The organism is Micromonospora sp. NPDC005367 (genome assembly GCF_040606825.1).
Classification (GTDB): Bacteria; Actinomycetota; Actinomycetes; order Mycobacteriales; family Micromonosporaceae; genus Micromonospora.
The window spans coordinates 1-26271 of the sequence record NZ_JBEXFP010000020.1; the positions used below are offsets into that span (position 1 = coordinate 1).

Here is a 26271-nt window from a genome sequence, read left to right on the forward strand (position 1 = left end):
ACCACACACCATCCGACCAACCCCCAAAAAAGGGCCCATCATCCGGGGCATTTCGTCCGGTGTCCCGCCGCTCCCGCGCCGGGCACTTTTACTACATTACCCGCCGATTTCCGCCCTGTCAACCCGCTGTAACCCGGTTTCACATGCTTCCACCCATAACGCGGGCACCCTCAAATCAACCGGCTCCCGCCGCCTTCATCAAGAGATTCAGCAGACCGGCCGCCACGGTTACCCGCGAACTCGCCCGGCACCCTGCCGACCGTTCACCCTACCCGGCCGGTTCCGCCTCACCAAATCCGCCTCGCAGCGAACCCGGGGCACCGCCCGAACCGATCTCGAAGTGGTCTGCGACCGCTCCGATCCCGGTGCCATCCCGGTGCCGGGCCCCCGGGGCTTTCGTCCCGTTTGCCCCGTTCCGCGCTGGCAGAGAGAAAGTTACGTGACCGGGGGTTGATCGTCAAATCCGGCTCGTGGATCAGGTCGCACCTGCTGTCGCCGCCTTTGCGCGCCAAGGAACACGCGCTCGCCCCTCGCCCCGGCGCGTATGTGCGACGGTCGCCGGGAGCCAGAGACACGGCGGCGCCGCGCCGCAGAGCGCCACGCCCGCATCGGGCAATTTCTACAAGATCCGCTGGTGATAAACTCTGTGGCGTGGCAGCGGCCTCCTGGCAGGCGGTGACGGCGCTGGTCGACCAGGTCCGACGGGCGCTGTACGACTACGTCCGCGGCCAGGACCACCCGGTGACGCGGGACGAGGCCGCCGAGGCACAGGGCATCTCACGCAACCTGGCGGCGTTTCACCTCGACAAGCTGGTCGCGGCCAGGCTCCTGCAGGCCCGGTACGAGGCGCCGGCTGACCAGCCACGCGGGCGAGGCAGGACGCCGAAGGTGTACGAGGCCGCGCCGGGCTGCATTTCATTGACCATCCCGGAGCGTCGCTACGACCTGATCGGCGAGATCCTCGCTCAGGCGGTCGCCGAAGATCCGACCGACGCCAGATCGGCGGCCCTACGCGTCGCGGAGCGGCGGGGCGCCACCATCGGTCGTGAGGCCACCAGGCCCGGCACCGTGGCCTCGCTCCTGGACGAACTCGGCTTTGAACCGGTCGACGACGACGAGCTCATCCGGCTACGGAACTGCCCGTTCCATCAACTCGCTGTTCAACAGACCGAGCTGGTGTGCGGCCTGAACCAGGCGTTCATCGCCGGCCTGCTGGACGGGCTCGGCCGGACGGAACTCCGCGCGCGGCTGGTCCCCACTCCCGGAGCCTGCTGCGTGCAGATCCGTCCGGCTTGACCCGCCGGGCACTCGTCCCGCTGACGATGCCTTAACTCAGGCCAGGAGATCGCCGAGTGGCACCTGCGGGTCGGCGAGCCTGGCCAGGTCGACGGCGGTGCCGCCGTGTCCGGCGCGCACCAGCGCCTGGATGTGGTCGGTCACGTCCCACACGTTGGCGTTCATTCCGGCCAGCACCCGGCCGTCGGAGACCCAGAACGCCATGAACTCCGGTGCCTTGCCGTCCGCCACGGCCGGGTCGCCGCGGAACACCACCTGGTCGTAACCGCCCGGGGCCGCCCAGCCCGAGTACTCCATCCCCAGGTCGTACTGGTCGGAGAAGAAGTACGGCAAGCGGGTGTACTCGGCCTGCTGGCCCAGCATCGAGCGGGCGGCGGCCGGGCCGCCGTTGAGCGCGTTCGCCCAGTGCTCCACTCGGATGTGCCGGCCCAGCAGTGGGTGGTAGGCGTTGGCCACGTCGCCCGCGGCGTAGATGTGCGGATCGGAGGTGAGCAGCTGGGCGTCGGTGACGATGCCGTTGTCCGCCTTCAGGCCCGCCGCCTCGGCCAGCTGCATGTCGGGCTGGATACCCACACCGACGACGACGGTGTCGGCGGGCAGTTCGGTGCCGTCGGTGAGCAGGACGGACGACACCCCTCCGGAACCGTGCAGCCGTCGGACCCCGGCGCCGAACCGGAAGGTGACGCCGTGGCTGTGGTGCAGGTCGGCGAAGACCCGGGCGACCTCGTCGCCGAGGACTCGCTGCAACGGCAGGTCGGCGACGTCGACCACGGTCACGGTGGCGCCGTGCTCGCGGGCGGCAGCGGCGATCTCCAGACCGATCCAGCCCGCACCGATCACCACGAGCTGGGACTTGTCGGTGAGGGCTTCGGCGATCCGGTCGGACTGCGCCAGCGTGCGGAGGTACAACACGCCGTCCAGGTCGGCGCCGGGAACGTCCAGGCGGCGGGGCGTCGAGCCGGTGGTCAGCAGCAGCTTGTCGTACCCGAGCCGCTCGCCGTCGTCGAGGACGACGTCTCGGGCGGCGCGATCGATGGCGGTGACCCGGGTCGCGGTACGCAGGTCGACGTTGTTCGCGTCGTACCAGCCGGCGTCGTGCACGTACACGTCGCCGCGTGGTGTGGTCCCCAGGAGTAGACCCTTGGACAGTGGCGGCCGCTCGTAGGGGCGTTCGGGCTCCGCACCGAGGAGGATCACACGGCCGTCGAAGCCCTCTTCGCGCAGCGTTTGGGCGGCTTTGGCGCCGGCGAGGCCGGCCCCGACGATGACGAAGGTGGGGCTGTTGACCATGCCGTTCTCCGATTCGGGGATCACTGGGTTCCGGTGAGGGAGAAGAACTCGGCCCTGGAGCGGGCGTCGTCACGCAGAGTACCGAGCAGGGTGGAGGTCACCGTGGTGGCACCTGCCGCACGTACGCCACGCAACGTCATGCACATGTGCTCCGCCTCGATGACGACGCCGACGCCTTTGGGAGCGAGTTCGAGGGCCAACCATTCCGCTACCTGCTTGGTCAGCCGTTCCTGCACCTGCGGGCGATGGGCGAACAGCTCCACGACGCGGGCGAGCTTCGACAGCCCGAGGATCCGGTCGCCCGGCAGGTAGCCGACGTGGGCGACACCGACGAAGGGGAGCAGGTGGTGCTCGCACACCGACCGGATCGGGATGGATCTGGCCAGCACGAGTTCGTCGTATCCCTCGTCGTTGGGGAAGGTGGTCGGCTCGAACGGGCGCGCGGTGAGCAGTTCGGCGTACGCCGAGGCCATCCGCCGTGGTGTCGCGCGCAGGCTCTCGGAGTCCAGGTCGATGCCGAGCGCGGCGAGGAACTGGGCGGCGGCCTGCTCGGCGGCGACGAGGTCGCGTGCCGGTTGCTGGTGCACGCGGCGTGGGGCGGGTGCGATGGTCACGTCCGCGGCTCCCGGGGTCGGTGTGCAGGTTCCACGGCGCGTGCCTCGTCCTCGGCGAGGGCCGTCGCCGGCACCTGCCATCCTGTGCTCTCCGGCGCGGAATTTCAATAGCGGGCGCTGGTCAAATTCGGGGACCGCGCTCGGCCGGGCCGACGACCCCGGGTGGATCGCGCGGGACCACGACCGACGATCCGTACGTCTCCGTGAGCCGGCCGCGAATGGTCTCGCGTCAATTCGGGCTGGTCCCGGAAGCGGCGGTACGGACGCCACGGTCGTGTCGTCGTGGCGTCCGTACTCGCGGGGGTCAGCGTGGGGTGTTCACGTAGTGGCAGGCGGAGGGCTGCGTCAATTTCCCGTGCCGCAGCTCGACGGGGACGGGCTGCGGGTCGGACGGCAGGTCGCTGCCGGCTCGCACGAACTCCTCGTTGAAGACGACGTGTCGCATGGACTCACGTCGGTGCGTGTAGGCGAGGTGGATCATGCCGTCGCCGGTCTGCAACAGATAGGGGTACGAGAACTCGGCACCGGGCTCGGACTCGACGTCGACGTGACTCGTCCAGGTCTTGCCCTGGTCGGTGGAGAGGGAGAGCCGCAGGATGTTCCTACCCGAGGTGATCGGGTTGTGTGCCAGCACGAGGTTGCCGTCGGCAAGCTTGATCAGGGCCAGCCGGGCGTTGTTGTTCGGCAGGCCCGTCGACTCCGCTTTGGTCCAGGTGCGGCCGTAGTCGAACGACTCGGTCTTGTAGATGGCCTGGTCTCGGGTGCGGAGGTAGGCCAGCAGGTGGCCTGGTTCGAGTTCGACGGTGGCTGGCTGGATCGCCCCGTTCGGCGAGGTAGGCCAGTTCGCGTCGTTGTCGGACGGGTGCGGCACCCAGGTGGCGTAGTTTTCGCTCGGGATGTACCAGCCGGACGACCATCGCGTCTCGCTGTAGATGGGGACGAGGACTTCCCCGTTGGACATGCGGAACGGTTGGGTGCCGAAGAGCCAGCCCCATTCCTCGCGGATCTGCTCCGGCGCGCTCCACGTGTGGCCGTTGTCCGTCGAGCGGATGAGGCGGAGGTCGGCCTCCGTCCAGCCGTCCCCACGGATCGTGGAGAAGAACAGGTAGGTGGTGTCGTCATCGGCCCACAGCACGGCATTGCCGTCCGGCTTGTCGGGCTCGTCGAAGATCACCCTCGGTTCGGTCCAGGTCTTGGATCCGACCGGGAGTCGACTCATGTAGGTGGCCACGTCGTCGGCCTTCTCCTGGGTGCCTGCGTAGAAGGCGTAGAGAAGGTCACCGTTGGGCGCCTTCTCGATGGACGCGACGTGGACGCCGGGGTAGTCCGGGTCTTGCGGGTGGATGTCCTGACGACAGGCGTAGGCACGAAAGGCATCGCTGTGTCCGGGTGGTTCCGCGGCGCGGGCCACTCCGGCGACTGGGAGCGCCAGCACGGCGGCGAGGCTGGGAACCAGCACTCGGCGCAGCGGGGTCAGGTGTGCGAACACGATGTCTCCTTCGGTTCGGTTGGGTGGCACGGGCGGTGGGCGATGCATGGCCGTCCAGGTGGTGCCCGTGCTCGTGTCCGCTCCCTGTGCCTGCTCGGGTGCAAAGCGCCCCCATTCGCGCGATTGGGTTCCGCGTCGGTCGCCCTGCCGTTGAGACCGGCCACCGGCCAGGGACCGGTCTTGCGCCTCGGACACCAGTGGCGGGTCACCAACGGTGTGGGCAGGCCACCGGCTCGCTGCCCGCCGACCCGTGCGGACGCTCGCTCCACGGCGGCATGCAGATATCCAAATTCGTTAACCGTCTACTGTTAACAGTAGGTTGCCAGCGACTCGCCTCGATGTCAACGGCTCACTTGGCCTCGTGGCCTGCGATTGGCTGGTCACAACCCACCCAGTGCGGCACTGCGCGTGAAGGGCCGCTGAGGCGTCAGCGCGTCGAGGCCGCGCCGTTTCCCTCCGCGCGACTCCTTAGCCGGGGGCGGGCCGGTCAGAGGAGGTCGGCGACGTCGGATTCGAGCGTGCGGCGGTCCTGCGGGGAGATCGGGTCGAGCGGGGCGCGCAGCCCGCTGGCGGGGATGCCGCGCAGTTCGAGGACCGCCTTCAGGTGGGCGAGGTTGCCCTGACCGGTAACTGCGACGGCGCGGCGCGCTCGCTCCCGCGCGACCGCCAGCGCCGCCGAGTCCCCGGCGCGCAGGGCATCGCGTACCTCGAGGAAGGGTGCCGGCAGCGCGGAGCTGACGCCGGACACCACGCCCGCCGCTCCCAGGTCGACCACCTCGGCGAACTCCGCGTCCGCACCGGAGTAGACCGGGATCGTCCGGTCGAGCGCGGCGAGGTAACGACCGACGGCGGCACTGCCCGCACCGCTGATCTTCACTCCGGCGAGGCCCGTGTCGACGAGCCGGGCGAGCAGGGCAGGCGTCACCGACGTGGTGGTCCGCGCTTCGAAGAGGTACCCGTAGACGGGTACGCCGGCGGCCCGCCCGACCAGGGTCTCGTAATACGACAGCAGGGCTGACTCGGTGGCGGCGTAGTAGTGCGGTGTGAGCGCCGCGAGGCGGCGGGCACCGCGGTCCACGGCGGCCTGCGTGAGGGCGGCCGCCTGGTACCGGGACGCTGCGCCGACGTGCCAGTACGTCCGGTCGGGACCGAAGGCGTCGCTGGCGGCGGTGCAGACGGCCAAACGTTCGTCATCGGTGAGAGTGGTGAACTCGCCCGTCGTTCCGGCGACGAAGATGCCGTCCAGGGGCGCCTCGGCCAGTTGTGCGTAGGCCGCCCTGGTCGCGCCGATGTCGAGCGCGCCCTCCTGGTCGAAAAGGGTCGGCACGGCGCTGATCAGGTTGGCGTCGGGGTAACTGGTCATGAATTGCTCCGGTCTGAAGGGGCGAGAATGGCGAACGCGATTCCGCGGCGCTGCCAGGTGTAGGTGACGGCGAGTCCGTCGCGGGTCCGGACGAGGCAGGGATAGGAGAACTCGTTGGCGCCGGTGGTGGTGACGCCCGAGTCGGCCGGTTGGTAGGTCTCGTCACCGGCGCGGTCTCGCGATTCCTCGATCGTTGCCCAGGGCTGCCAGGTGGCACCGTCGTCGGTCGAGGCCGAGATCAGCAGCGGCGCGCGCGATGCCCAGTCGCCACCGGTGGGATTGTGGGCCAGATACACCGTGTCGCCGAGGGTGCAGATGCTGATGCCGGAGTTGTTGTTGGGAACGTTGCTCAGCACTCCGGCGGACCAGGTCTCACCGTCGTCGTCGCTGCAGGAGAAGACGAGCCGGCCGGCAGTGCTGCGAGCGAGGAGGCGGACCTGCCCCATGCCGGCCTGCCACAGTGCGGGTTGGATGAGCCCCGCGCCGGGGAAGGTGCTGTGGTCGATGACGATGCTGTCGGTGCGCCGCCACGACCAGCCGTCGTCGTCGCTGATCTCGACGAACGAGTCCCATCGGGGTGTCGCTCCCCACGTCTCGGTGGAGGCGCCGGCGAGTAGCCGGCCGGACGGCAGACGAAGGGGTGGCGTGCGTACCGGTCCTCGTCCGCCCGGCGTGTCGGGTGGGAGTGGGTGCGGTACCGACCACGTCTGGCCGCCGTCCACCGAGGTGGTGTGGAACGTCCGCCAGGCCGAAATGGTCCTGCCCACCTTGAAGAACAGGCGCAGCGCGCCGGATTCCTGTCGGTGGAGGACCGGGTTCCAGCACGGCACGAGGTCGCCGCTGACCATCCGGGGTGGAGCCCAGTCTGCGCCGGCTCGGGTGGCGAGCCAGATCTGTGAGTTGGCCGCCCCTTCGTGGTCGCCCTGGAACCAAGCGACCACGAAGGAGTCTGCCGTCTCACAGAGCGTGCTGCCGTGGCACTGGCCGGGCACGTCGCGCACGACGAAGTGCTTTTCGATCAACTGCCGACCCCGGCCGGCCGTCGCGGTTGCGGCGTGCCCGGTGGGGATGGGCGTTTCCGTGCCTTCATCCGGGAGCGGATGCGGGGCACGGCGATGGCCAGGACCGCGGCGACGAGGAGGACGACGGCGATCGGGCTGGTGTAGATCGTCTCGAGGCCGCCGAGTTCCATGGAGCGACGGAAGTTGCGCTCGGCCAGGGGTCCGAGGATGAGGCCGAGCACGATCGGTCCGGCGGGAACACCGAATCTGCGCAGCAGCAGGCCGATGACGCCGAAGAGGAGCATGAGGCCGACGTCGAAGACGCTGTTGTTGACCGCGTACGTGCCGACGATGCAGAAGGTCACGATGACGACCCACAGGAACCGGGTGGGTAGCTCGAGCAGCTTGGCGACTCCCCGCATCCGAAGGAGGCTGAGGCCGAGGGTCAGCAGGGTCGCGAAGAGCAGGATGCCTGAGATCGAGTACACCAGGTCCGGGTGCTGCGAGAAGAGGCTGGGTCCGGGCTGGATACCCCAGATGATCATCGAGCCGAGCATGACGGCCATGACGGAGTCCCCCGGCACGCCGAGGGCGAGCGTGGTCAGAACGGACCCTCCCACGCCGGCGTTCGACGACGAGTCCGCCGCGGTCAACCCTTCCAGTGAACCCTTGCCGAAGAGTTCGGGCTCCTTGGAGATCCGCCGAGCCTGGTCCCAGGCGACGATGCCACCGATGTCGCCGCCCGCCGCCGGCAGGATGCCGACGACGGTGCCGACGGCCGACCCTACGGCGACAGGCTTGATCATGGCTCGGTTCTCGGCCTTGTTCGGCCACCAACGGCCGAAGCTGCGCACCGCCTCCTGCTGGGCGTGCCCACGTTCGACCATTTGGGTGAACACCTCGGTGATGCCGAACAGCCCGATGATGACCGCGATGAACGGGATGCCCTCGACGAGTTGCGGAATGCCGAAGGTGAAGCGGTCGGAGCCGTCGAGGGGGTCGCGGCCGATGGTGCCGAGGGCGAGGCCGAACAGACCCGCGATGAGGCCCATGACGATCTTGCCGCCCGACACCTCGATCATCATGGTCAGCCCGAACACCACGAGGGCGAACATCTCCGGCGAACCGAACTCGAGCGCCAGGTTGCTGAGCGGGACGGCCGCGACCATCAGGACCGCGATGCCCACCAGGCCGCCGATCGCCGAGGCGTACGCCGACGCGGTGAGCGCGATGCCGGCTTTTCCCTGACGGGCGAGCGCGTAGCCGTCGAAAGTGGTCGCGATGGAGGCGGGTGTGCCCGGGGTGTTGATGAGGATCGCCGGGATGCGATCGCCGAACTGGGCCGCGACGAGGATGGTCAGGAGAACCGCCAGTCCGGGCAGCGGATCCATGGTCAGGGTGAAGGCGCTGGCCAGGGCGACGGCCATGGTGGCGCTGATGCCCGGAAAGGCGCCGACAAGCATGCCGATGGCGGCGCCGATGAGGATGCACAGTGCGATCTGAACGGTGAACAGAGCGCCGAAGCCGTCGAGGAGAGCGTTCATACCGGAACCCTCAGGAGGAGCGCGAACAGGGCGTAGAGCACCACCGTGATGCCGGCGGGGAAGAGGATCAGGTCCTTGATGCCGCGGCCGCCCGCGATCCACGTGAGGGCGGCCACGAAGACCATCCCGGACACCAGGAAGTGGATGTAGTACCAGAGCAGGCCGAAGGCGAGGGTGGCCAGGACGAAGCCGGCCACCCGCAACACGCCGACCCGGGTGGCCGGCTCCGCGTCGTCGCGCTCGGGCGTGGCGAGGAACGCGATGACGATGTGCAGGACCGACAACACGACGATCCCGGCGCCCAACGCCTCTGGCCAGATGCGGGGACTGACGGCGAGGGCACGGGCAGGCAGCTCGATCGCGCGGGCGAGCAGGAGGATCGCGACGCCCAGCGTCAGGAAGACACCTCCCAGTGCTGCCTCGCGCCACGGCGAGGCAGCACTGCGCTCACCCTCGGGGGACGGGTGAGACGCGGTCATTTCTGGTAGATCTCGCCGAAGCGCTGGAACTCCGACTGGGCGAAGGCGGTGGCATCCTCCGATGAGGTGGCCATCGGCGTGTTGCCCGCCTTGGTCATGACGTCGGTGAAGGTCGCCGAGGACGCCGCCTTGTGCACGGCGTCGGCGAGTCGCTGCTTGACCTCGGGCGGCAGGTTCGCGGGGGCGCCCATCAGACCCCAACCACCGATGACGACGTCGACGCCGAGTTCCTTCGCGGTCGGGACGTCAGGCAGCGAGGAAACCCGCTCAGGGGCCATCACGGCGAGCACCCGCAGCCGGCCGTCCTTGGCTGCCGCGCCGGACTCGCTCACACCTGCCATGACAGCCTTGACCTCGCCGGACACGCCGGCCGCCACGGCCGGTGCGCCACCGTCGTACGGGACGGGCTTGAAGGTGACCCCGGCCGACTCCCCGAGGGCGAGGGTCGCCGCCTCCCAGATCGCGCCGGCGCCCGAGTTCGAGACGGTGATGGTTCCGGGGGCGGCCTTGGCCGCGGCGATGAACTCCGCGAGCGTCTTGTAGGGGCTCTCGGCCGGGACCGAAAGGGTCGCGGGGGCGTTCATGACCTGACCGAGGATGGTGTACTGGTCGGGCTTGATGTCGGCGCCCTGGTGTCCGAGCATCGCCACCTCGACCGGGATGAATCCGATGCTGTAGCCGTCCGCCGGCCGGTCCTTGAGGTAGGTGAGGCCGACACGGCCCCCGCCGCCCGTACGGTTCTCCACCACGATCGACTTTCCGAGGTCGGACTCCATCTCCTTCGCGAGCGTCCGGGCGGTCAGGTCCGACCCTCCTCCCGCTCCGGCGTGGACGACCAGGGTCAAATCCTTCGACGGGTAGTTCGCGGAGGATACCTCTCCCCCGCCGCCACGGTTGGCGCACGCGGTCACTGCGAGACTTGTGGCGACGGCCAGTGCGGCTATCGCGACCGTTCTTGATCTCATAAGTCGTTCTCTTTCTGCGGGGGTGGTGGGGGTGCCGCGGACTGCAACCGCGAACAGGTCGTCTGCAGGTGACGGTGCAGTTCGACCTTGACTTCGGCGACCTTGCCCGCGGCGATCAGACCGGCGAGGTCGCGGTGCTCCCGCGCCGACGTCGCGAGGTCGTCCATGCGTTTGCCGGAGGCGTACAGCAGGCCCTCGATGGTGGGACGAAACTGGTTCCACAGAACACCGAGTCGGGTCAGAGCGGCGGCGTGGAAAAAGGCACTGTGGAAACGGATGTCGGCTGCGGTGAAGTCCGTCGAGCTGCGGTCGGTGACTGCCGCATCCATGTCGGCGAGTGCTGCTTCCAGTTCGCGGGAGAGATCATCTCGCCTGGCGGCGATGGCACGCTCGACCGCCAGCAGTTCGAAGGACTCCCGGAGCGCCATCAGCTCGTCGATGTCAGCTGCGGTGAGCGAGCGGGTGACGACGTTCCGGCCGGTGCCGGCGACGAGTCCCTCCGCGCGCAGGATTTTGATGGCGTCCCTGACCGGACCCCGGCTGACCCGGAACGACTCAGCCAGCTCCTCCTCGACGAGGCGTGTGCCCGCGGCGAGTTCGCCCATGATGATGCGGCGGCGCAGCTCGCTGGCGAGCCTCTCCCCGAGGGACTCCACTCTGATGGGGCTGACGTTCAGCACTCGACCTCCCGAAAACTGTTAACAGTTAACACTTGGTTTCATCGACCGTCAACGGTTGATGAGGCGAAGTCCCCCGACCTGCACCCACACCCGCACAGGTGGCGCGGCGACCGTCCACAAGCTTCGTTCGCTAAGCACTCCGGGCGGGAGGGCCAAGCGCCCAAACGCTCTCAGCCGCACATTGGATGACATCTTCGAACGCCTTGCGCGCGGCCGTCCACTTTGACAGACAGTGTGGTCATTTTCCCGGCAACACTCCTCCATAGTGCGTCAACTCGGCGCTACTGAGCGGCGACGTAACGGTTGCTCCAGGCTGAGTTCGTCCCTTAGGCTCCGGGTCGCGAGAGCCAGACGTGGGCTTTCGCGATCGTCACCCCTGTTCGGTTCTGTTGGATTCGACTACGGGCAGGAGGGAGGTCGGCTCCCCCCACGCCGGCCCTCACGGCCGGCTCCTGCCGGCGTAGGCAACGCGACCGCGGTCAGGATGAAACCCGCAACTGACGACGCAGGCACTCCCCTGCCGTCGATCAACCGCCGCGTCGCCCTGGCACGTGCCTGCTGGTTCGGCATCCGCTGATCAAACCCACATGCAGAAGGGACGATCGATGCGTGTGCACAGCTCGCGGCACCGGTTCCTCGCGCGCTGCGTCGTACCGATAGTCGCCGTCGCCGCCGCGGCGGTGGCGGCCACCCCCGCCGCGGCCTCCGATTCCGGCGCCTGGACGGTCCGTGGGCCGTCGCCCGCGGCGCCGGTATCGGCTTCGGTGACGCTCGACTCCGACGGCGCGTTGTCGCTCGCCGTCTCTCACCGGGGCAGGAGTGTGCTGGCCCCCTCGGCGGTCGGCATCGAGACCACGGCCGCCGACCTGACCAAGGGTCTGACCTTCATCCGCCGTGCAGACCGGGTCGTGGTGGAGAACTACGTCATGACCACTGGCAAGCAGCGCGTCCGGCACGCCCGGTCGGCGGAGTCGACGCTGTCGTTCGCCGGCGAGAGCGGCGCGCGGATGGATCTCGTGGTCCGCGTCTCGGACGACGGTGTGGCCTTCCGGTACGTCCTGCCCGAGGCCGCAGGCGTCACCGTCGAGCGGGAGGCGTCCTCGTACGCCCTGCCGACCGGCGCACCCGCGTGGTTGCTGCCGTACACGCCCAACTACGAGGCGACCCGGGTCGAGACCACCGCCGGTGCCGCCGCGACGGGCGACTTCGGCTTCCCGGCTCTGTTCGAGGTGGACGACACCTACGTCCTGCTCACCGAGTCGGACGTGGACGGCCGGTACTCGGGTGGCCGCCTCACCCACCAGGCGGGATCCGATTCATACGCGATCAAGCTCGCCGACGCGGAGGTCACCTCGCCCGGCCCGTTGGCCACTCCGTGGCGTACCGCGATCGTGGGCGACCTGGCCACGGTGACCACCTCGACGCTCGTTGACGACCTGGCACCGGCGTCGAAGCTGGCCGACACCTCGTGGATCCGCCCGGGCACGGTCGCCTGGTCGTGGCTGTCCGAGCACGACAGCCCCCGGGACCCGGTGCGCCAGAAGCAGTACGTCGACTTCGCCGCCCGCAACGGATGGTCCTACATCCTGATCGACGAAGGCTGGGATCGCAGTTGGGTGCCGGACGTGGTGCGCTACGCGCGCGCCCGCGGTGTCGAGGTGCTGCTCTGGTTCCACTGGACGGCTCTGGACACCGCGCAGGAGCGGGACGACACGCTGTCGCTGGTGAAGTCGTGGGGCGTCGCCGGGGTGAAGGTCGACTTCATGGACTCGGATTCCCAGGCACGCTTCAAGTGGTACGACGACATCCTCCGCAAGACGGCCGAGCTGCGGCTCATGGTCAACTTCCACGGCGCCACCATCCCCCGGGGCATCCAACGGACCTGGCCACATGTCATGACGCTTGAGGCGATCCGTGGCGCGGAGCAGTTCCGTACCCGGGCCGCGACGAACACGATGTTCCCGTTCACCCGCAACGTCGTCGGCGGCATGGACTACACCCCTGTCGCGTTCGTCGTCTCCGACCGCGACACCACGGACGCGCACGAGGTGGCGACGTTCCTGGTCTACGAGTCGGGCTGGCAGCACGCCGCGGACAAGCCCGAGAACTACGACTCGCGTCCCGAGGCGCTGCGGACGATGAACCAGCTCCCCACGACGTGGGACGAGACGCGACTGCTCGGCGGACGCCCGGGGCAGGAGGTCTACCTCGCCCGACGATCGGGTCAGCGGTGGTACCTCGGTGGGATCTCGGCCGTACCGGCGAAGACGTTCGAGACGCCGCTGACGTTCCTCGGCAAGGGCCGATGGCTCGTGGAAACTCTCCGTGACGGCCCGGACGGCCTGGTCCGGGAGGCCCGCATCGCCGACGCACACGACTCGTTGACGGTGCCGGTGGCCACCAACGGCGGATTCGTCTCGGTGATCTGCGAATACACCAAGGGAAGGTCGACCTGTGACCAGCCGGTACGGCGGGTGCCGCGGACGGATCTCGTGGTGACACCCGGCCAGGCCCAGACGCGACCTGGCGGCACCGTCGACGTACGCGGCACCTTCACCCTGCCCACCGGCGGCCCGATCAACGACGTCCAACTGCGGGTGAACCCGCCCGCGGGCTGGAGTGTCAGCGGCTCGACGGTGTCCGACAAGCACCTGCGGGCCGGTGAGTCGATCAGCGGCGCGTGGACGGTCACCGCCGCCGCGGACGCCGCTCCCGGGTACATCGACGTACCGGTCGTCGCCACCTACCGCTTCGCCGACGATCCGCAGCGGCGCCCGGTGCATGTCGAGGAGGCGGTGCGCGTGTTCGTTCCGCCGCCGAACCCGACCGGAACGGCGTACGTCAGTGACCTGCCGTTCCTGAGCGAGAGCAACGGGTGGGGTCCGGTCGAGCGGGACGGCTCCAACGGCGAGATGAACGCCGGCGACGGAGGCGCCATCTCCATCGGCGGCAGGACGTACGCCAAGGGCATCGGCACCCACGCGCCCAGCGAGATCACCGTGTGGCTGGGTGGCGCCTGCACCCGATTGCAGGCCGAGGTCGGCATCGACGACGAGGTCACTCAGTCCGGCTCGGTCGCGTTCCAGGTCGTCGGTGACGGTCGGCCACTCGCCGACACCGGGATCATCCGGAGCGCCGACGGCGCGCGCACGCTCGGTGTCGACGTCAGCGGGGTACACACGGTGACCCTGAGGGTCACCGATGGTGGGGACGGTAAGAACTTCGACCACGCCGACTGGGGTGACGCGCGGGTGACCTGCGCGTAAGTGGTCTCCAGCGGAGCCGCCACGGCACCGCGGAGGGTCCGGGGGCCGGTCACCACGCCGCCCCCGGCCCCTCGCACCACGGATTCGGAACCGTCGCTCAGGCCGCTGTCACGTCGGCGGGGGCGCCATCGATCACCTGCTCGCCGGTGCCGACTGGGAGCACGAACGGGCCCGGTGACGGTGCGGGGCAGGGACCGACCCGCGCGCTCCACCGACCTGGTGCGCCGGGATCCGCCGGCCACCACGCCGGCGATGGTCGCGCGGAGCTATGGCGTCATGTCGTCCTCCGGTGGCGGTGACTTCCGCCTCGAGACGAACCCGTACCGCACCAGCAAATACCCTATGAGCCCCACGATGACGACAGTCAGAAAAACGCACGCGATCCCCCCGGTGATGCCCATATGGCGAAATTATCCTGTTGTGCACGGCGGGAGATTCGGTTTCGAAAGATACTCGAACAGGTGAGCGCCGGCCTCGGCCCCCGCTCCCTGGGCCGGGTGACCGCCGGCGGGACGACGTTCAGCCGCCCGCTGACGAGGTGTTCACCAACTGATACATGAGGTGGTCCTGCCACCGGCCGGCGATGTTGAGGTACTCCGGCGCCATCCCGTACCGCACGAACCCGTTGCGTTCCAGCACCCGCTGCGATCGGACGTTGTGCGGCAGGGTCTCGGCCTGCACCCGGTGCAGTCCCAACTCCTCGAAGGCCACCCGCACGGTCTCGCGTACCGCCTTGGTCGCGACTCCCCGGCCGTTGTGGCTTGCGCTGACCCAGTAGCCCATGGCGCACGACTGGAACGGGCCACGCACGATGCCGTTGAGGGTGATGCGGCCGATCACACTGCCGGAGTCGTCGAGGATGACGTGGGGCAGCTTCGATCCCTGCTCGTGCTGCTGCAGGTCGGCCCGGATGACGGCGTGTTGGCCGTCTGCCGTGAAGTAGTCCTCGCTGCGGATCGGTTCCCAGGGCGCGAGGAACTCACGGTTGACGCGGAACAGCTCGGCCAGGGCCGGAGCGTCTTGCAGGGTGATGAGCCGGGTGATCTCCACCCGGTCATCGTGCCAGCCGGCCGGCGCGCTTCCTGGCCCGCCGGCACCGGCTCAGAGCTGTGGCCGGTGCGAAATCCTCGGAGCCGGCGACCACTCACCGGAGAGAGCTGAGACGGGCGTCACCGCGCAGGGGGCTGTCACCTAACGCTCAGCCAACTCCCGGCGACTTCTTAACCAGGCGGCGCATCGTAGGACCGTCCCGCCCTGGCGGCATCGGTCCGCAGGGGGTGGATACCGCACCTGCGTCTCAGGGATGAGCAAGTCTGCTTGGGAGATCATGACCATGCCGAGTCAGAGCAAGAGCCGAAGCGCTTCCGCGGCAGCCGCCCGGGAAGCGGTCGAACGCGCCCGGCGACGCGAACGCCGACAGCATCGGCTGTTCTGGGGCATCGGAGGCGGACTGGTAGCCGTCCTCCTGGTCGCGGTCGGCCTGGCCATCGCGCTGAACCACCCGGCGCACGGGTATCCGAGCGCCGCGAAGATTCCGGCCACCCCGGCCGCGACCGCCGAGGGCCGTACCGACCAGCCGCCGTGGCCGACGCCGGCCGACGCCACGAACCGGGTACAGGCGGCCGGACTGCCGATGCTCGGCACGGAAGGGACCATCGAGCACATCCACGCCCACGTCGACGTGATCGTCGACGGTAAACCGGTCACCGTACCGGCGCAGATCGGCATCGACGAGGCCAGCGGCCAGATCAGCCCGCTGCACACCCACGACACCACAGGTGTACTGCACGTCGAGTCGCCGGTGAAGGCGGACTTCAGCCTCGGCCAGTTCTTCACCGAGTGGCAGGTGGCGCTCTCGGAGAATCAGGTCGGCGGCCTCACCGCCGGCGACGGCAAGGTTCTGCGCGCATACGTCAACGGCAAGCCGCACTCGGGTAACCCGGCGGGAATCGTGCTGCACGCGCACGACGAGATCGCCCTCGTCTACGGCACGCCCGCCCAGCAGGCAAACCCGCCGTCGAGCTACGCGTTCCCGGCCGGCGAATAGCCCTCGACGCGATACGCCGGGCCGCACGACCGTATTGACCTTGACGGGGTCGGTGCCGTTCTCAGGCGACTTCGAGCGAGTCGAGCCGGGCGAGCAGCCGGGCGCCTTCGCGGTCCATGACCCGTGGCTCGCGCAGGGCGTTCGCCATCAGCCCCGATGTCGAACGAATCCTGGGCCGCTCCCCCGGCACCTTCGCCGACTGGGCCAAACGCAACGCCGCAACCTTCCGCTGACCGTCCCCTAGTCCAGGCATGGCGGGTGCCGCCCTCCTGCTGCTGCCAGCAGGGGGGCGGCCAGACCCGGTTGAACTCCTCGTCGAGATTCGACTTCCTGGTGTGCCGTCCACCGGAAGCGACCCGCCGCCGGCCGCACAGGGCCGGCCCGGTTGGCGTCCGGGCCGGCCCCGTGCTGTGGGTGGGTGTGGGTTACGGCGCGGCGACACCGTCGAGGACGCCTACCGCCTCGGTGCCGGGGGTGGCGACGAGCTTGCGGGTGAGGGTGTACGAGCCACCCGCCGGCACGTCGACGTTGAACCGGCTCATCACCCAGTTGCCCGCGGCGTAGACGTCGAAGGCGGTGGCCGACGGCCGCAGCCGCTCGCCGACGTACGCCGCCACCTCGCTCGCGTGGGCGTGCAGCGAACTGCGCCGCACCTCGGTCGGCACCTCGACGGCCGCGCCGTCCACGCCGAGCGCGTCCGGGCCGAGGACACCGTCGAGGTTCAGCAGCCGGGCGAGGACGTCGTACTCCACGTCGGCGGCAGCCACGATGCCGTCGTCCCGGCTGCGCAGGTCGACGGCGACCTCGGTCACGTGCACGTGCGCCTGCGCGGGAGCGGCGACGCCGAGCAGGGCAACAAGGGCAACGAAATCGCCAGTAGACGCACAGGAAAGCACTTTGCAGGGCTCGCTCCAGACCCGGCAACAGAGAGAAGGCTCAATTCACCGAACCTTCCGCTGCGCGTCATCACCCTCGGAAGCCGGGCAACTGCACCCGTGCGTGCTCGGCACGTGGCCACGTCGACAACAGCATTGCGCTCGGCGTCCGGCGGGCCGGTCCACACACGACCCGACGGGATCCGCGGTTCCGGTTTGCCGACATTCGAACGCACGGTGAAGGCTCGGTGACCGGCAGACCTTGACGCATCCGCATCCGGTGCGGATGGATAGGCGTACACATCGGGTGGCCGACGCCGCCGCGACGGTCCAAATGAGAGGATTCAGATGACAGTCCCACGCCTGCGCGCTGCCGCGCTGGCCACGGTCGTCCTCGTGGCTGTCGGTTCGACGGTGGCGCCGGCCTCAGCCGGTGCGGCACCTGGCAAGCCTGGAGCCCCCCGGTACTCGGCCGGTGCGGCGAGCGTCGGTGATCCGTACTTCCCCGATCAGGGCAACGGCGGATACGACGTCCAGCACTACGACCTCAACTTCTCCTACGACCCGGCGACTCGGTTCCTGGATGCCACTGCCACCATCACCGCGACCGCCACGCAGGACCTCGACCGGTTCAACCTGGACTTCCGCGGCCCGGCGGTCTCGGCCGTGACGGTCAACGGGCATGCGCACGCCTTCGTCCGGGACGGGCAGGAACTGATCGTCACCCCGCGTCCGAAGCTCAAGGCCGGGCACACGTTCACCGTGGTGGTGAAGTACGCCGGCGTACCGGGCCCGATCACCGACCCGGACGGATCGATCGAAGGCTGGGTGCCCACCGACGACGGCGCCTTCGTCGTCGGGGAGCCCCAGGGGACACCCGCGTGGCTGCCCACCAACGACCACCCGACCGACAAGGCCACCTTCCGGTTCACCGCGAAGGTGCCGGCGGGGCTCACCGCGGTCGGCAACGGCCAACTCCTGTCCCGGGAGACCCGGGACGGCTGGACCACCTTCACCTGGGACTCGACCGAGCCGATGGCCACCTACCTGGCGACGATCACCATCGGCGACTTCCTGGTGACCGAGTCGACCACGCCCACCGGGATCCCGGTCTACGTCGCGATCGACCCGCGGCAGGTCTCCGGGTCCACCGCTGCGGTGGCACAGCTCCCGAAGATGGTCGACTTCTTCGCCACGATGTTCGGTCCGTACCCCTTCGCCTCGACCGGGGCGATCATCGACCGGGCCCCCGACGTGGGCTACGCCCTGGAGACGCAGACCAAGCCGATCTTCTCCAGCGCGGCGAGCGTCGGCACCATGGCCCACGAACTGGCCCACCAGTGGTACGGCGACAGCGTCTCCCCGGAACGCTGGTCGGACATCTGGCTCAACGAGGGCTTCGCCACCTACGCCCAGTGGATGTACACCGAGTACAACGGCGGCGTGTCGGTCAGCCAGACTTTCAGCAACAGCAGCAACTACGGTCGGGCCGCGTCGTCGCCGTTCTGGCAGATCGTCCTGGCCGACCCGGGTCCCGAGGAGATGTTCAGCAACATCCCGTACAACCGGGGCGCGATGACCTTGCACGCGCTGCGCGGCAAGGTCGGCGAGGACGCGTTCTTCCGCATCCTGCGTGAGTGGGCGGCCGGCCACCGGTACGGCCATGCCGCAACGGCCGACTTCGTCGCCCTCTCCGAGCGGGAATCCGGGCAGGACCTCACCGCATTCTTCGATGTCTGGCTCTACCAGAAGGGCCGGCCCGCGGCCTGGTGACGGACGGCCGGGGCCTGCGACCGGGACGGTCGCGGGCCCCGGCCATGCCCTTGGCGGACCGGACCACCGGGGCGCCACCGGCGCCCCGGTCAGCTCGGGTAGCCCGTCCCCTGCGGCGGGGACTGCCAGCGGGTCACGTCCGACTGCCGGGACTCGTTCGGGGAATCGCGGCGCAACGAGTCGATCCACTGCGGACCACTGACCATTGCCGGCTCGGGTCCGTCGGCCTTACCCGGCTCCGTCGGATCCTCACCCTGCTTCGTCGCACCGAGCCCGTCCGCCCCGAGCGGGCGATCCTGCTCCGATACCGGTGGAATCATCTTGTCCGGGCCGTCGACCGTCTGCTCATCGGTGTCCGACTGCGGCCAGCGCCGCCACCGCTGGGCACTGACGGCCCCGACCATGAGCAGCAAGCCCAGCAGCAGCGTCGTTCCGGTCCGTACGGGGGTGAGCAGGTCGATCTGGTAGCCCACCACGCTCAGCTTGTGACTGAGCAGGTCCAGCAGCCATGCCGGGCTGACCAACAGGCCCGCGTAGCTGGCCGCGTACGCAAGTCCGGTCAGCACCGAGCCGAGCGGGGAGACCCGGACGGTGGAAATGAGCCCGAGGAGGAGACCGGCAGCCGACAGCACGAGCAGCGGCTTCAGCAGAGCGGTGGCCGCGGGCGCTGCCCCGTTGTCCTGCGCATCCGCGAACACCCGCAGGGACCGGCCTTGTCCAGCGGCGAGCAAAACCCAGGCCAGCGGACCCACGATGAGCGCGGCGATTACGGTCTTGATGTGTCGCATTCGGGCAAGGTACCGAGCTTGCCTCGTTGATCGATCACTCGATAAGCAAAACTTAACTCTCCGTGACGCTACGTCGTCCGGGGTAGCTGTCGGTGCGGAAGGTGGGCTACCAGCTCGTTGCGCAGGGTAAGTTCCGCGCCGATCCCGGCGAGTTCCTGGACGACTGCCGGTGGGCAGCCGCCGGACATCGACTTCATGGTCACGGCCGCTCTCATGGTTCGGGCTGGACGCCCCGCGCTCGTGCGACTTCAACTCCCACCGGCCGCATGAGGGCATCGCCAACGCGACGCTGGTCACGGCCGTTGTCCGCGTAGGTCGCCGACCCGAGCGAATCGCCCGCTTCATCGACGACGGCACGACCGCTTCGGCGGTGTTTCCACGCCCACAAGCATGCCGTCTGACCTGCGCAGACGAGATTCTCGGCAAGTGCGGGTGGCCGCTCACCGGGCATCGAAGGTCTTGCACCCATCTTCGTATACAACATACGCTCCCAAGGTCACCGTCTCGAGGAGCTGCCATCGGACCCCCTTCCCCGCGAAACGAGCCCACGCGGGCTCCGTCCACCACGGGCGCCGGTGGTGACGGTCGCCATGCCCGCACCGTCGCGGCCTGCTCACCGGTGCCGACAGCGGAGGCGGCGCCCACTGTGGCGAGAACCAGGCGGCCGTACGACAGGGCCGCCGACGGCTCGATCGGCGATCCACCACTCAACCCGGACGTCTTCGTGGCGGGCACCTCGGCCATCACCGGCTTCGAGTTCATCGGCGACGGCCCGCCCCGCCTCAACACCGCCGGCCTCACCAACCAGCCGGTGGCCCCGACACGTCATGCCCTGCCCCACGCACCGCGAAGGAGTTCGTGACCATGCATCTTCTCCATCGACAGCGACGATCACGACCACGAAGCTGGCTGCCCGGCGCCGCAGCGTTGACGCTGGTGGCCTCGCTCGGATTCGCCGCCCCGGCAGCTGCCGCCCAGGAGCAGCCGAGCGGGCAGCGTCCGGTGTTCGAGAACGGCAGAGCACAGCCGGTGTACGCCGGTGAAGAGATCATCACCCAGAACGTCTGGGTCGAGGTCGAGGGCATGGACACCGACCGGGACGGTGCCAACGACCGCATCCGGGTGCAGATCCGGCGGCCGGCGTCGACCGACAAGGGCATCCAGCTGCCGATCATCATGCAGGCCAGCCCCTACTGGGGCGAAGGCGGGGAGTTCCTGAACAACGACGTCCACGTCCCGCTCTACGCCCCGGACCGGCCGGGCTACGCGCCGCCGCCGGACCCCGGCCCGTTCCCGTACTTCCCGCTGCCCGACAAGCCGTACGACGGAACCGAGCCGCCGCACCAGACCATCAACGGCGGGACGTACCAGAACGAGTTCCTGTCCCGCGGCTTCATCTTCGCCCACGCACAGATGCTCGGCACGGGCAGCTCGACCGGGTGCACCACCGCGGGCGGCCCCGAGGAGCACGAGTCGCTCAAGGCGGTCATCGACTGGTTCAACGGCCGAGCCGACGCCTACGACATCGACGGCAAGCCGGTCGAGGCCAACTGGACCACCGGCCTGGTCGGGATGATCGGCACCTCGTACGACGGCACGCTGCCGATCGGGGTGGCCACGACCGGTGTGAAGGAACTGCGGGCGACCGTGCCCATCTCGGCGATCTCCAGCTACTACGACTACCGCCGGATGAACGGCACGCCGATCTCGACCAACACCAACCTCGGCGGCGACCAGAACTCCAACCACAACTCCAACATCTCCCGGAAGTACCCCGAGGTGTGTGACTACACCAAGGAAGAGGTCCGGCGAGGTCAGGACCGGCTCACCGGCGAGTACAACGACTGGTGGCACGAGCGCAACTACCTGCCGAACATCGGCAACATCGCCGGCGGCGTCCTCGTGCAGCACGGCCTGAACGACCAGAACGTGAAGCTCCGCAACGCCGCTCAGCTCGTCGACGCCCTCGAGAAGAACGGCATCCCCCACCAGGTGTGGCTGCACCAGGGCGGGCACGGCGACCGGGCGCTCTCGAACAACCGCGCGGCCTGGCTGGATCTGCTCAACCGCTGGTGGACCTACTGGCTGCACGGGGTGGAGAACGATGTGCTGGACGAGCCCGCAGCAGTGGTCGAACGCGAGGACGGCACCTGGACGCCGTACGACAGCTGGCCGGTGCCCGGCGCCACCGCCACCCCTCTCTTCCTCGGCGCTAGCGGCAACAACACCACCGGCAAGCTCACGCTGACCCGTAACGCCGCGGACGGGCCGGTCACCGAGACCTTCGTCGACGACATGACGATCGACGCGACGTCCTTCGCCCGCGCCGAACAGTCACCGAACCGCCTCGCCTACCGCACGGCGCGGCTCACCGAGCCGGTCCACCTCAGCGGGACGGTGCATGTCTCGACTCGGATGTCGATCAACGCCCGGGCCGGGCTCGTCAGCGCGATGCTGGTCGAGTACCCGAAGTCGGGCGACCCGAAGATCATCGCGCGTGGGTGGTCGGACCCGTTGAAGCGGAACGGATTGGACCGCAGCTTCGGCATCAAGCCGGGAGCCCCGTTCATTCACGAATTCGACCTGCAACCGCACGACTACGTGTTCAGCGAAGGCAGCCAGATCGGTCTCGTCGTGTACTCCAGCGACCGGGTCTTCACCCTCCGGCCGCCGCCGGGTACGGAGCTGAGCCTGTACACGCACCACAGCCAGACCAGCGTCGACCTCCCGATCGTCGGCGGCGCGTCCGCCCTCGCGTCCGCCCTCGGCGGCGCGTAAGACCGATCGCTTCGGTCCGGTCCGGGTGGCGGCTTTCCGCCCACCCGGACCGGGCCGGGCAACCCTGACGGTGCCCGGATGCCCACTGGCGGCCAACGCTCGCCACCTACGGCCGCCCGAGCATGGTGGCCGCCACCCACGCGGCGAAGTCGCGCTCCTCCCATTGGGATATCGTGCGCGAGCTTCGATGTGAGGAGGTGACGGATGTCAGCGGACGGTCGATTCGTCGATGCACGGCTCGCCGTGACTGCTGGGACGCTGGCCCTGGTGGGCCTGCTGGCAGCGGCCGGCTGTTCGCGGCTCGCCGAAGACGCCGGGACCACCGTCCCTGATGAACAGGCGGTCTCCGCCACGTCGATGCGCCTCGACCGACCGGAGAAGCTGCTCGGCAACTGGCACGAGTCGGTCGACCGACGGCTGCGCACCACCGGCCAGAAGAGCATGGGCACCTTCAAGACGCTGGTCATCGGGGAGCCGACCAGCGCGGTCGGCACCGCCTACGGGCCCGTCGAGGAGAAGTACTCCCGGCATCGCGGGATGTACCGCTCCGGCGACCAGCGGGTCATCCTGCTCAGCGGGGTTTCCGGCACGATCGCCGACCCGGACACGACGCTGAACACCGTATTTCGCGGGCTTCCGTCCGTATCGACGTCAAGCCGATAGAACCAGGCCCGCTCGGCGGCACCGCCAGGTGCGGTATCAGCCAAGACGCCTCGGTACGCGCGGATGTCTGCGCCTGGGCCGACGAGCACACCATCGGCATGGCGACTCTCATCGGCTTCCCTCAGACCGAGAGCCCGCCGGAGCTTCTCCGGTAGATCCGCGCACAGCTCGAACACCCAGCCGGATGACGGCTACGCGAGCCCCGAGACACCCGCGGACGCCGACGCGGCTGACGACCGCTCGCCAGTCCGGAGTCGTCGGGGCCGTACGGGTGACTTGAGCCGGTGAGTGGCGGAATGCTGCACCGCCATGAGCACCGTACGCCCACCCGTTCCGGACAACCGTCCACATGTCCACCAATGTGGGCGGCACACGGCGCGCCGGGTAGAGCTGAGGCATCCGCTGATGCATCGGAATGCCGCAAATTGCCGCATTTCAGTGAAAACCGGCGTGTCAGGTGCGTAACCTGCCGGACATGGTCTCTCGTACCTGGCGTAACCTTTTGCTCACAGCACTCGGGATGGGCGTGCTCGCTGGTGCCGGTCAGCTCGGCATCGCGTTCGCCCTCGGCATCGTCCAGCTCACCGGCGCCTCCGCCGGCGCCACCGTCAACCAGTGGCCTGCCCAGCTGGTCTGGGTGGGCTGGTTCGCGGCGCACGCCGCCGTAGCCGGCACCGTCGTCACCGCACGCCTGGCCCGCCGGCACGGGCTGCTGGAGAGCACGGGCAGGTTGGTGGCCATCGCCGCTGCCGCCGCACTGGGCGCCACCGTTGTGGCACCGCTCTGCGTCCGGCCGGCTCAGGCCGCCGAGCGCTTCTCTGTGGACCCGATCTGGGCCGTCGGCATCTGCGCGATCCTCGGCGCGCTGGTCGGCGGGGGTGCCGCGATCGCCGTACTGGTGAGACCGCCGCTGGGCTGGAACCTGGCGGCGGTCGGCACCGCGGTCTGGCTGGCGGCACTCGTCTCGGCCGTTCCGTCGCTCTCGACCGAGGGGCCGTTGCCCGCCGTACGGCTCGGTGTGCTCGAGTCGACCGTGCTCGACACCGGCGCGGTCGGCCGGCAGGCGGTCCTGATTCTGCCGGCGGTGGCCCTGCTCATCGGCGTGGTCACCGGCGGGCTGGCCCGCTGGCGCGGGCATTCGCCGCTGGTCAACGGCGTGACCGGTGCGGCCGGTATGATGCTGGTCGCGTTCGCCTACCTGACCGCCGGTCCCGGCGACGCCGTCGACCGGTACCAGATCACCCCGTACTACGGGGCGCTGCTCGCCGTCGCTGCCGGTGCGCTCGGTTCGGGCGTCGCCGCGTCGGTGCGCTGGCCGTTCGCACGACGCACCACCGAAGCGCCCGCCGACGAGCCGACCGACGTCCACGGTCCGCTGTCCGCCGACCCCGCCGTGCCGCATCCCATGGCGCCGGCCGCTGCTGGTACGGCCGACGAGCCGGAGCCCCTGGCCGGCGCGCGACCGGTCGGCGCGATCGCGGCGAGGTTCCCGATCGCAGCCGAACCGCTGGGCTACGCTGCGCCGGTTGGCGACCGGGACACCGGCGTCGTAGCGGCCGGCTCCGCGACGCGGACCGCCGTACCGGCCACCATCGCCACGCCGGCCCCACTCGCCGAACTCTGCGCCCCGGGCGACCTCACCGCAGCCGCCGAGGTGGACCACATCCGGGAGGGGTCGGAACCGGAGCCCGCGACGGTGGCCCATCTTCCCGTGGTTCCCGGCGGGGACGGCTTTGGGTCGGCCGGGGCGGAGGCCGGCAACACCGAGCCCGACGAGACACCGGCCGACGGAACGCTTGCCGCCCCGGGGACCCGCCGGATGTACCAGCCGCCGAAGAGCGATCCGGTGCGAGTCCAGGCGACCCGGCAGGTCGTTCCGGCGCGACGGGTGCCGTCCTCGACGGAACCCGCCGCGGACACCACGGCTACCCAGCAGGCCGGCCCGCCGGAGGGGCCGGAACCCGCCCTTCCGCCTCGGCACCGGCCGCCCCTGCCCAGCCTGGACCGGGCCGCGACCTGGGACGCTCTCGCGACCGCCCGGCGCGCCGGCCCCCCGTCCGCGACCGACGCCGCCGCAGCCGCGGCCGCGGCCGCACCGGCATCCGCCGTCGAGGCGGGACGGGTCAACGGCCGGCTGGGCCTGTTCCGGCGCAACAGGTCCCGGGCCGACGCGGACGGCGCGGCCACCCGAGAGGATGGCGGACCGCTGCCGAGGCAGGACGCGGAGTTCGTCGACTGGGTGAACCAGCTGGGCAAGCCGGTGTCGGACACCGGCCCGGCTCAGGACGGCGGTGGGAAGTCCATTCGCTCCACCGGCCGCCGCCTGAACGGCTGACCCCGCCGCCAGGCCCCGCCGCCGCACGAACGAGCTGATCGCGCTCGGTGTGCCGCAGGAGTTGACCGGAGGCGGGCGCTCGTACGGGTCGTAGCGCCGAGAGTTGCCCGAGCAGAGGAAGCGAAGCCGAAGCGATGACAGACATTCCACCGGGCGCACCCGCCTGGGTCGACCTGGTCACCACCGACCTGCCCGGCGCGGCGCGCTTCTACGCGCCCCTGTTCGGCTGGGCCGTCGCGGAGGCGGACCGGCAACCCGCCACTGACGGTCACCTCGTCTTCCACCAGCAGGGTAAACCGGTGGCCGGTGCCGGGCTGCGGGCCGATCCGCAACAACCGCCTGCCTGGATGCCCTACCTGGCGACCGACGACGCCGAGGCGACCTGCCAGCGGGTGACGGCCGCCGGCGGCTGGATCCTGAGCGAGCCCATCGACGTCCCCGGCTCCCGGCGGACGGCGCTCTTGGCCGACCCGGCCGGGGCATCGTTCGGGGTGTGGCAGTCCCTCGGCATGCCGGGAGCCGAGGTGTTCGACGTGCCCGGCTCGCTGACCTGGCCCGAGCTGGCCACGCGGGAGTGGGACGGGGCGAAGGAGTTCTACGGGTCGGTGTTCGGCTGGACGGCGGACGACCAACCGATGGGGCCGATCAACTACACCACCTGGCATCTCGACGACCGGCCGGTCGCCGGGATGATGCCGATGATCGGCGACGATTGGGGTGAGCTCCAGTCGCACTGGATGGTCTACTTCGCGGTATCGGACACCGACGCCGTCGCCGACGAGGCGCAACGGTTGGAGGGGCTGGTGTCCGTGCCGCCGACCGATCTGACGCGGGGCCGGTTCGCGGTGCTCACCGATCCGCAGGGCGCGTTCTTCTCGATCCTCGGGGCCACCCCACCGTGATCGGTACGCGGCTGCGGCCGTACCGGCGCCAGCAGCGGCCCGTGGCGCCCCTGACATCGTTTCGTTGAGGCTCTGCGCCGTGGACGAGCCCCGGTCGATCAATGATGGATCGTCCGGGGCTCG

22 protein-coding genes are annotated in these 26271 nt (G+C 69.6%); 9 read left to right on the forward strand and 13 right to left on the reverse strand.

The window, feature by feature from the left end; genetic code table 11:
- Positions 1–651: 651 nt before the first annotated feature.
- Positions 652–1296, forward strand: a complete 645-nt coding sequence (locus ABZS42_RS16200) for a hypothetical protein (protein ID WP_355145900.1) — start codon at positions 652–654, stop codon at positions 1294–1296.
- Positions 1297–1332: 36 nt separating this feature from the next.
- Here the strand turns inward: ABZS42_RS16200 and ABZS42_RS16205 are convergent, their stop codons facing one another.
- The 9 genes from ABZS42_RS16205 to ABZS42_RS16245 form a co-directional block, all read right to left on the reverse strand.
- Positions 1333–2610: an FAD-dependent oxidoreductase gene (locus ABZS42_RS16205; protein WP_355145902.1), complete on the reverse strand. Its 1278-nt coding sequence runs from the start codon at positions 2608–2610 to the stop codon at positions 1333–1335.
- A complete protein-coding gene (folE, locus tag ABZS42_RS16210) occupies positions 2607–3200 on the reverse strand; it encodes a GTP cyclohydrolase I FolE (protein WP_355145904.1) in 594 nt (197 codons plus the stop codon). The genes ABZS42_RS16205 and folE overlap by 4 nt, the downstream gene beginning before the upstream one ends.
- Positions 3201–3504: 304 nt before the next feature.
- Positions 3505–4689, reverse strand: coding sequence for a sialidase family protein (locus tag ABZS42_RS16215; protein WP_355145906.1), 1185 nt, complete (start codon positions 4687–4689; stop codon positions 3505–3507).
- 487 nt (positions 4690–5176) lie between these two features.
- The gene (locus ABZS42_RS16220; RefSeq protein ID WP_355145908.1) at positions 5177–6052 is read right to left on the reverse strand and encodes a dihydrodipicolinate synthase family protein; all 876 of its coding nucleotides are present in this window, start codon (positions 6050–6052) and stop codon (positions 5177–5179) included.
- Entirely contained in the window at positions 6049–7074 is a 1026-nt protein-coding gene (locus ABZS42_RS16225; protein WP_355145910.1) for a sialidase family protein, read from the reverse strand. Before ABZS42_RS16225 ends, ABZS42_RS16220 begins: the two co-directional genes overlap by 4 nt.
- Positions 7071–8597, reverse strand: coding sequence for a tripartite tricarboxylate transporter permease (locus ABZS42_RS16230; protein WP_355145912.1), 1527 nt, complete (start codon positions 8595–8597; stop codon positions 7071–7073). The genes ABZS42_RS16225 and ABZS42_RS16230 overlap by 4 nt, the downstream gene beginning before the upstream one ends.
- Positions 8594–9076 (reverse strand): tripartite tricarboxylate transporter TctB family protein, encoded by a 483-nt coding sequence (locus ABZS42_RS16235; protein WP_355145914.1) that lies wholly within the window; start codon positions 9074–9076, stop codon positions 8594–8596. The genes ABZS42_RS16230 and ABZS42_RS16235 overlap by 4 nt, the downstream gene beginning before the upstream one ends.
- Positions 9073–10041, reverse strand: coding sequence for a tripartite tricarboxylate transporter substrate binding protein (locus ABZS42_RS16240; RefSeq protein ID WP_355145916.1), 969 nt, complete (start codon positions 10039–10041; stop codon positions 9073–9075). Before ABZS42_RS16240 ends, ABZS42_RS16235 begins: the two co-directional genes overlap by 4 nt.
- The gene (locus ABZS42_RS16245) at positions 10038–10721 is read right to left on the reverse strand and encodes a GntR family transcriptional regulator (protein ID WP_355145918.1); all 684 of its coding nucleotides are present in this window, start codon (positions 10719–10721) and stop codon (positions 10038–10040) included. Before ABZS42_RS16245 ends, ABZS42_RS16240 begins: the two co-directional genes overlap by 4 nt.
- 605 nt (positions 10722–11326) lie before the next feature.
- On the opposite strand from ABZS42_RS16245, the gene ABZS42_RS16250 reads away from it, so the two are divergent.
- The gene (locus ABZS42_RS16250; RefSeq protein ID WP_355145920.1) at positions 11327–13987 is read left to right on the forward strand and encodes a glycoside hydrolase family 97 catalytic domain-containing protein; all 2661 of its coding nucleotides are present in this window, start codon (positions 11327–11329) and stop codon (positions 13985–13987) included.
- Positions 13988–14506: 519 nt separating this feature from the next.
- Here the strand turns inward: ABZS42_RS16250 and ABZS42_RS16255 are convergent.
- Entirely contained in the window at positions 14507–15037 is a 531-nt protein-coding gene (locus ABZS42_RS16255; RefSeq protein WP_355145922.1) for a GNAT family N-acetyltransferase, read from the reverse strand.
- 253 nt (positions 15038–15290) lie between these two features.
- On the opposite strand from ABZS42_RS16255, the gene ABZS42_RS16260 reads away from it, so the two are divergent.
- Positions 15291–16034, forward strand: coding sequence for a hypothetical protein (locus tag ABZS42_RS16260; RefSeq protein ID WP_355145924.1), 744 nt, complete (start codon positions 15291–15293; stop codon positions 16032–16034).
- Between the two features lie 61 nt (positions 16035–16095).
- Here ABZS42_RS16260 and ABZS42_RS16265 read toward each other — a convergent pair whose 3' ends face one another.
- Both ABZS42_RS16265 and ABZS42_RS16270 read right to left on the reverse strand, forming a co-directional pair.
- The gene (locus ABZS42_RS16265; protein WP_355145926.1) at positions 16096–16248 is read right to left on the reverse strand and encodes a hypothetical protein; all 153 of its coding nucleotides are present in this window, start codon (positions 16246–16248) and stop codon (positions 16096–16098) included.
- Positions 16249–16459: 211 nt separating this feature from the next.
- Entirely contained in the window at positions 16460–16852 is a 393-nt protein-coding gene (locus ABZS42_RS16270; protein WP_355145928.1) for a hypothetical protein, read from the reverse strand.
- 405 nt (positions 16853–17257) lie between these two features.
- Here ABZS42_RS16270 and ABZS42_RS16275 point away from each other — a divergent pair, with 405 nt between their 5' ends.
- Positions 17258–18682 (forward strand): M1 family metallopeptidase, encoded by a 1425-nt coding sequence (locus ABZS42_RS16275; protein ID WP_355145930.1) that lies wholly within the window; start codon positions 17258–17260, stop codon positions 18680–18682.
- Between the two features lie 89 nt (positions 18683–18771).
- On the opposite strand, the gene ABZS42_RS16280 is transcribed toward ABZS42_RS16275, so the two are convergent.
- On the reverse strand, positions 18772–19470 hold the full coding sequence (locus ABZS42_RS16280) for a hypothetical protein (RefSeq protein ID WP_355145932.1): 699 nt from the start codon (positions 19468–19470) through the stop codon (positions 18772–18774).
- 646 nt (positions 19471–20116) lie between these two features.
- Between ABZS42_RS16280 and ABZS42_RS16285 the strand changes: the two genes are divergently transcribed.
- The 5 genes from ABZS42_RS16285 (at position 20117) to ABZS42_RS16305 (ending at position 26148) form a co-directional block, all read left to right on the forward strand.
- The gene (locus tag ABZS42_RS16285) at positions 20117–20332 is read left to right on the forward strand and encodes a hypothetical protein (protein WP_355145934.1); all 216 of its coding nucleotides are present in this window, start codon (positions 20117–20119) and stop codon (positions 20330–20332) included.
- 2 nt (positions 20333–20334) lie between these two features.
- Positions 20335–22248, forward strand: coding sequence for a CocE/NonD family hydrolase (locus ABZS42_RS16290; RefSeq protein WP_355145936.1), 1914 nt, complete (start codon positions 20335–20337; stop codon positions 22246–22248).
- 204 nt (positions 22249–22452) lie between these two features.
- Positions 22453–22911: a hypothetical protein gene (locus tag ABZS42_RS16295; RefSeq protein ID WP_355145938.1), complete on the forward strand. Its 459-nt coding sequence runs from the start codon at positions 22453–22455 to the stop codon at positions 22909–22911.
- 475 nt (positions 22912–23386) lie between these two features.
- The gene (locus tag ABZS42_RS16300; protein ID WP_355145940.1) at positions 23387–25246 is read left to right on the forward strand and encodes a hypothetical protein; all 1860 of its coding nucleotides are present in this window, start codon (positions 23387–23389) and stop codon (positions 25244–25246) included.
- Between the two features lie 134 nt (positions 25247–25380).
- Complete coding sequence (locus ABZS42_RS16305; protein WP_355145941.1) at positions 25381–26148, forward strand: VOC family protein; 768 nt, start codon at positions 25381–25383, stop codon at positions 26146–26148.
- Positions 26149–26271: the final 123 nt, after the last annotated feature.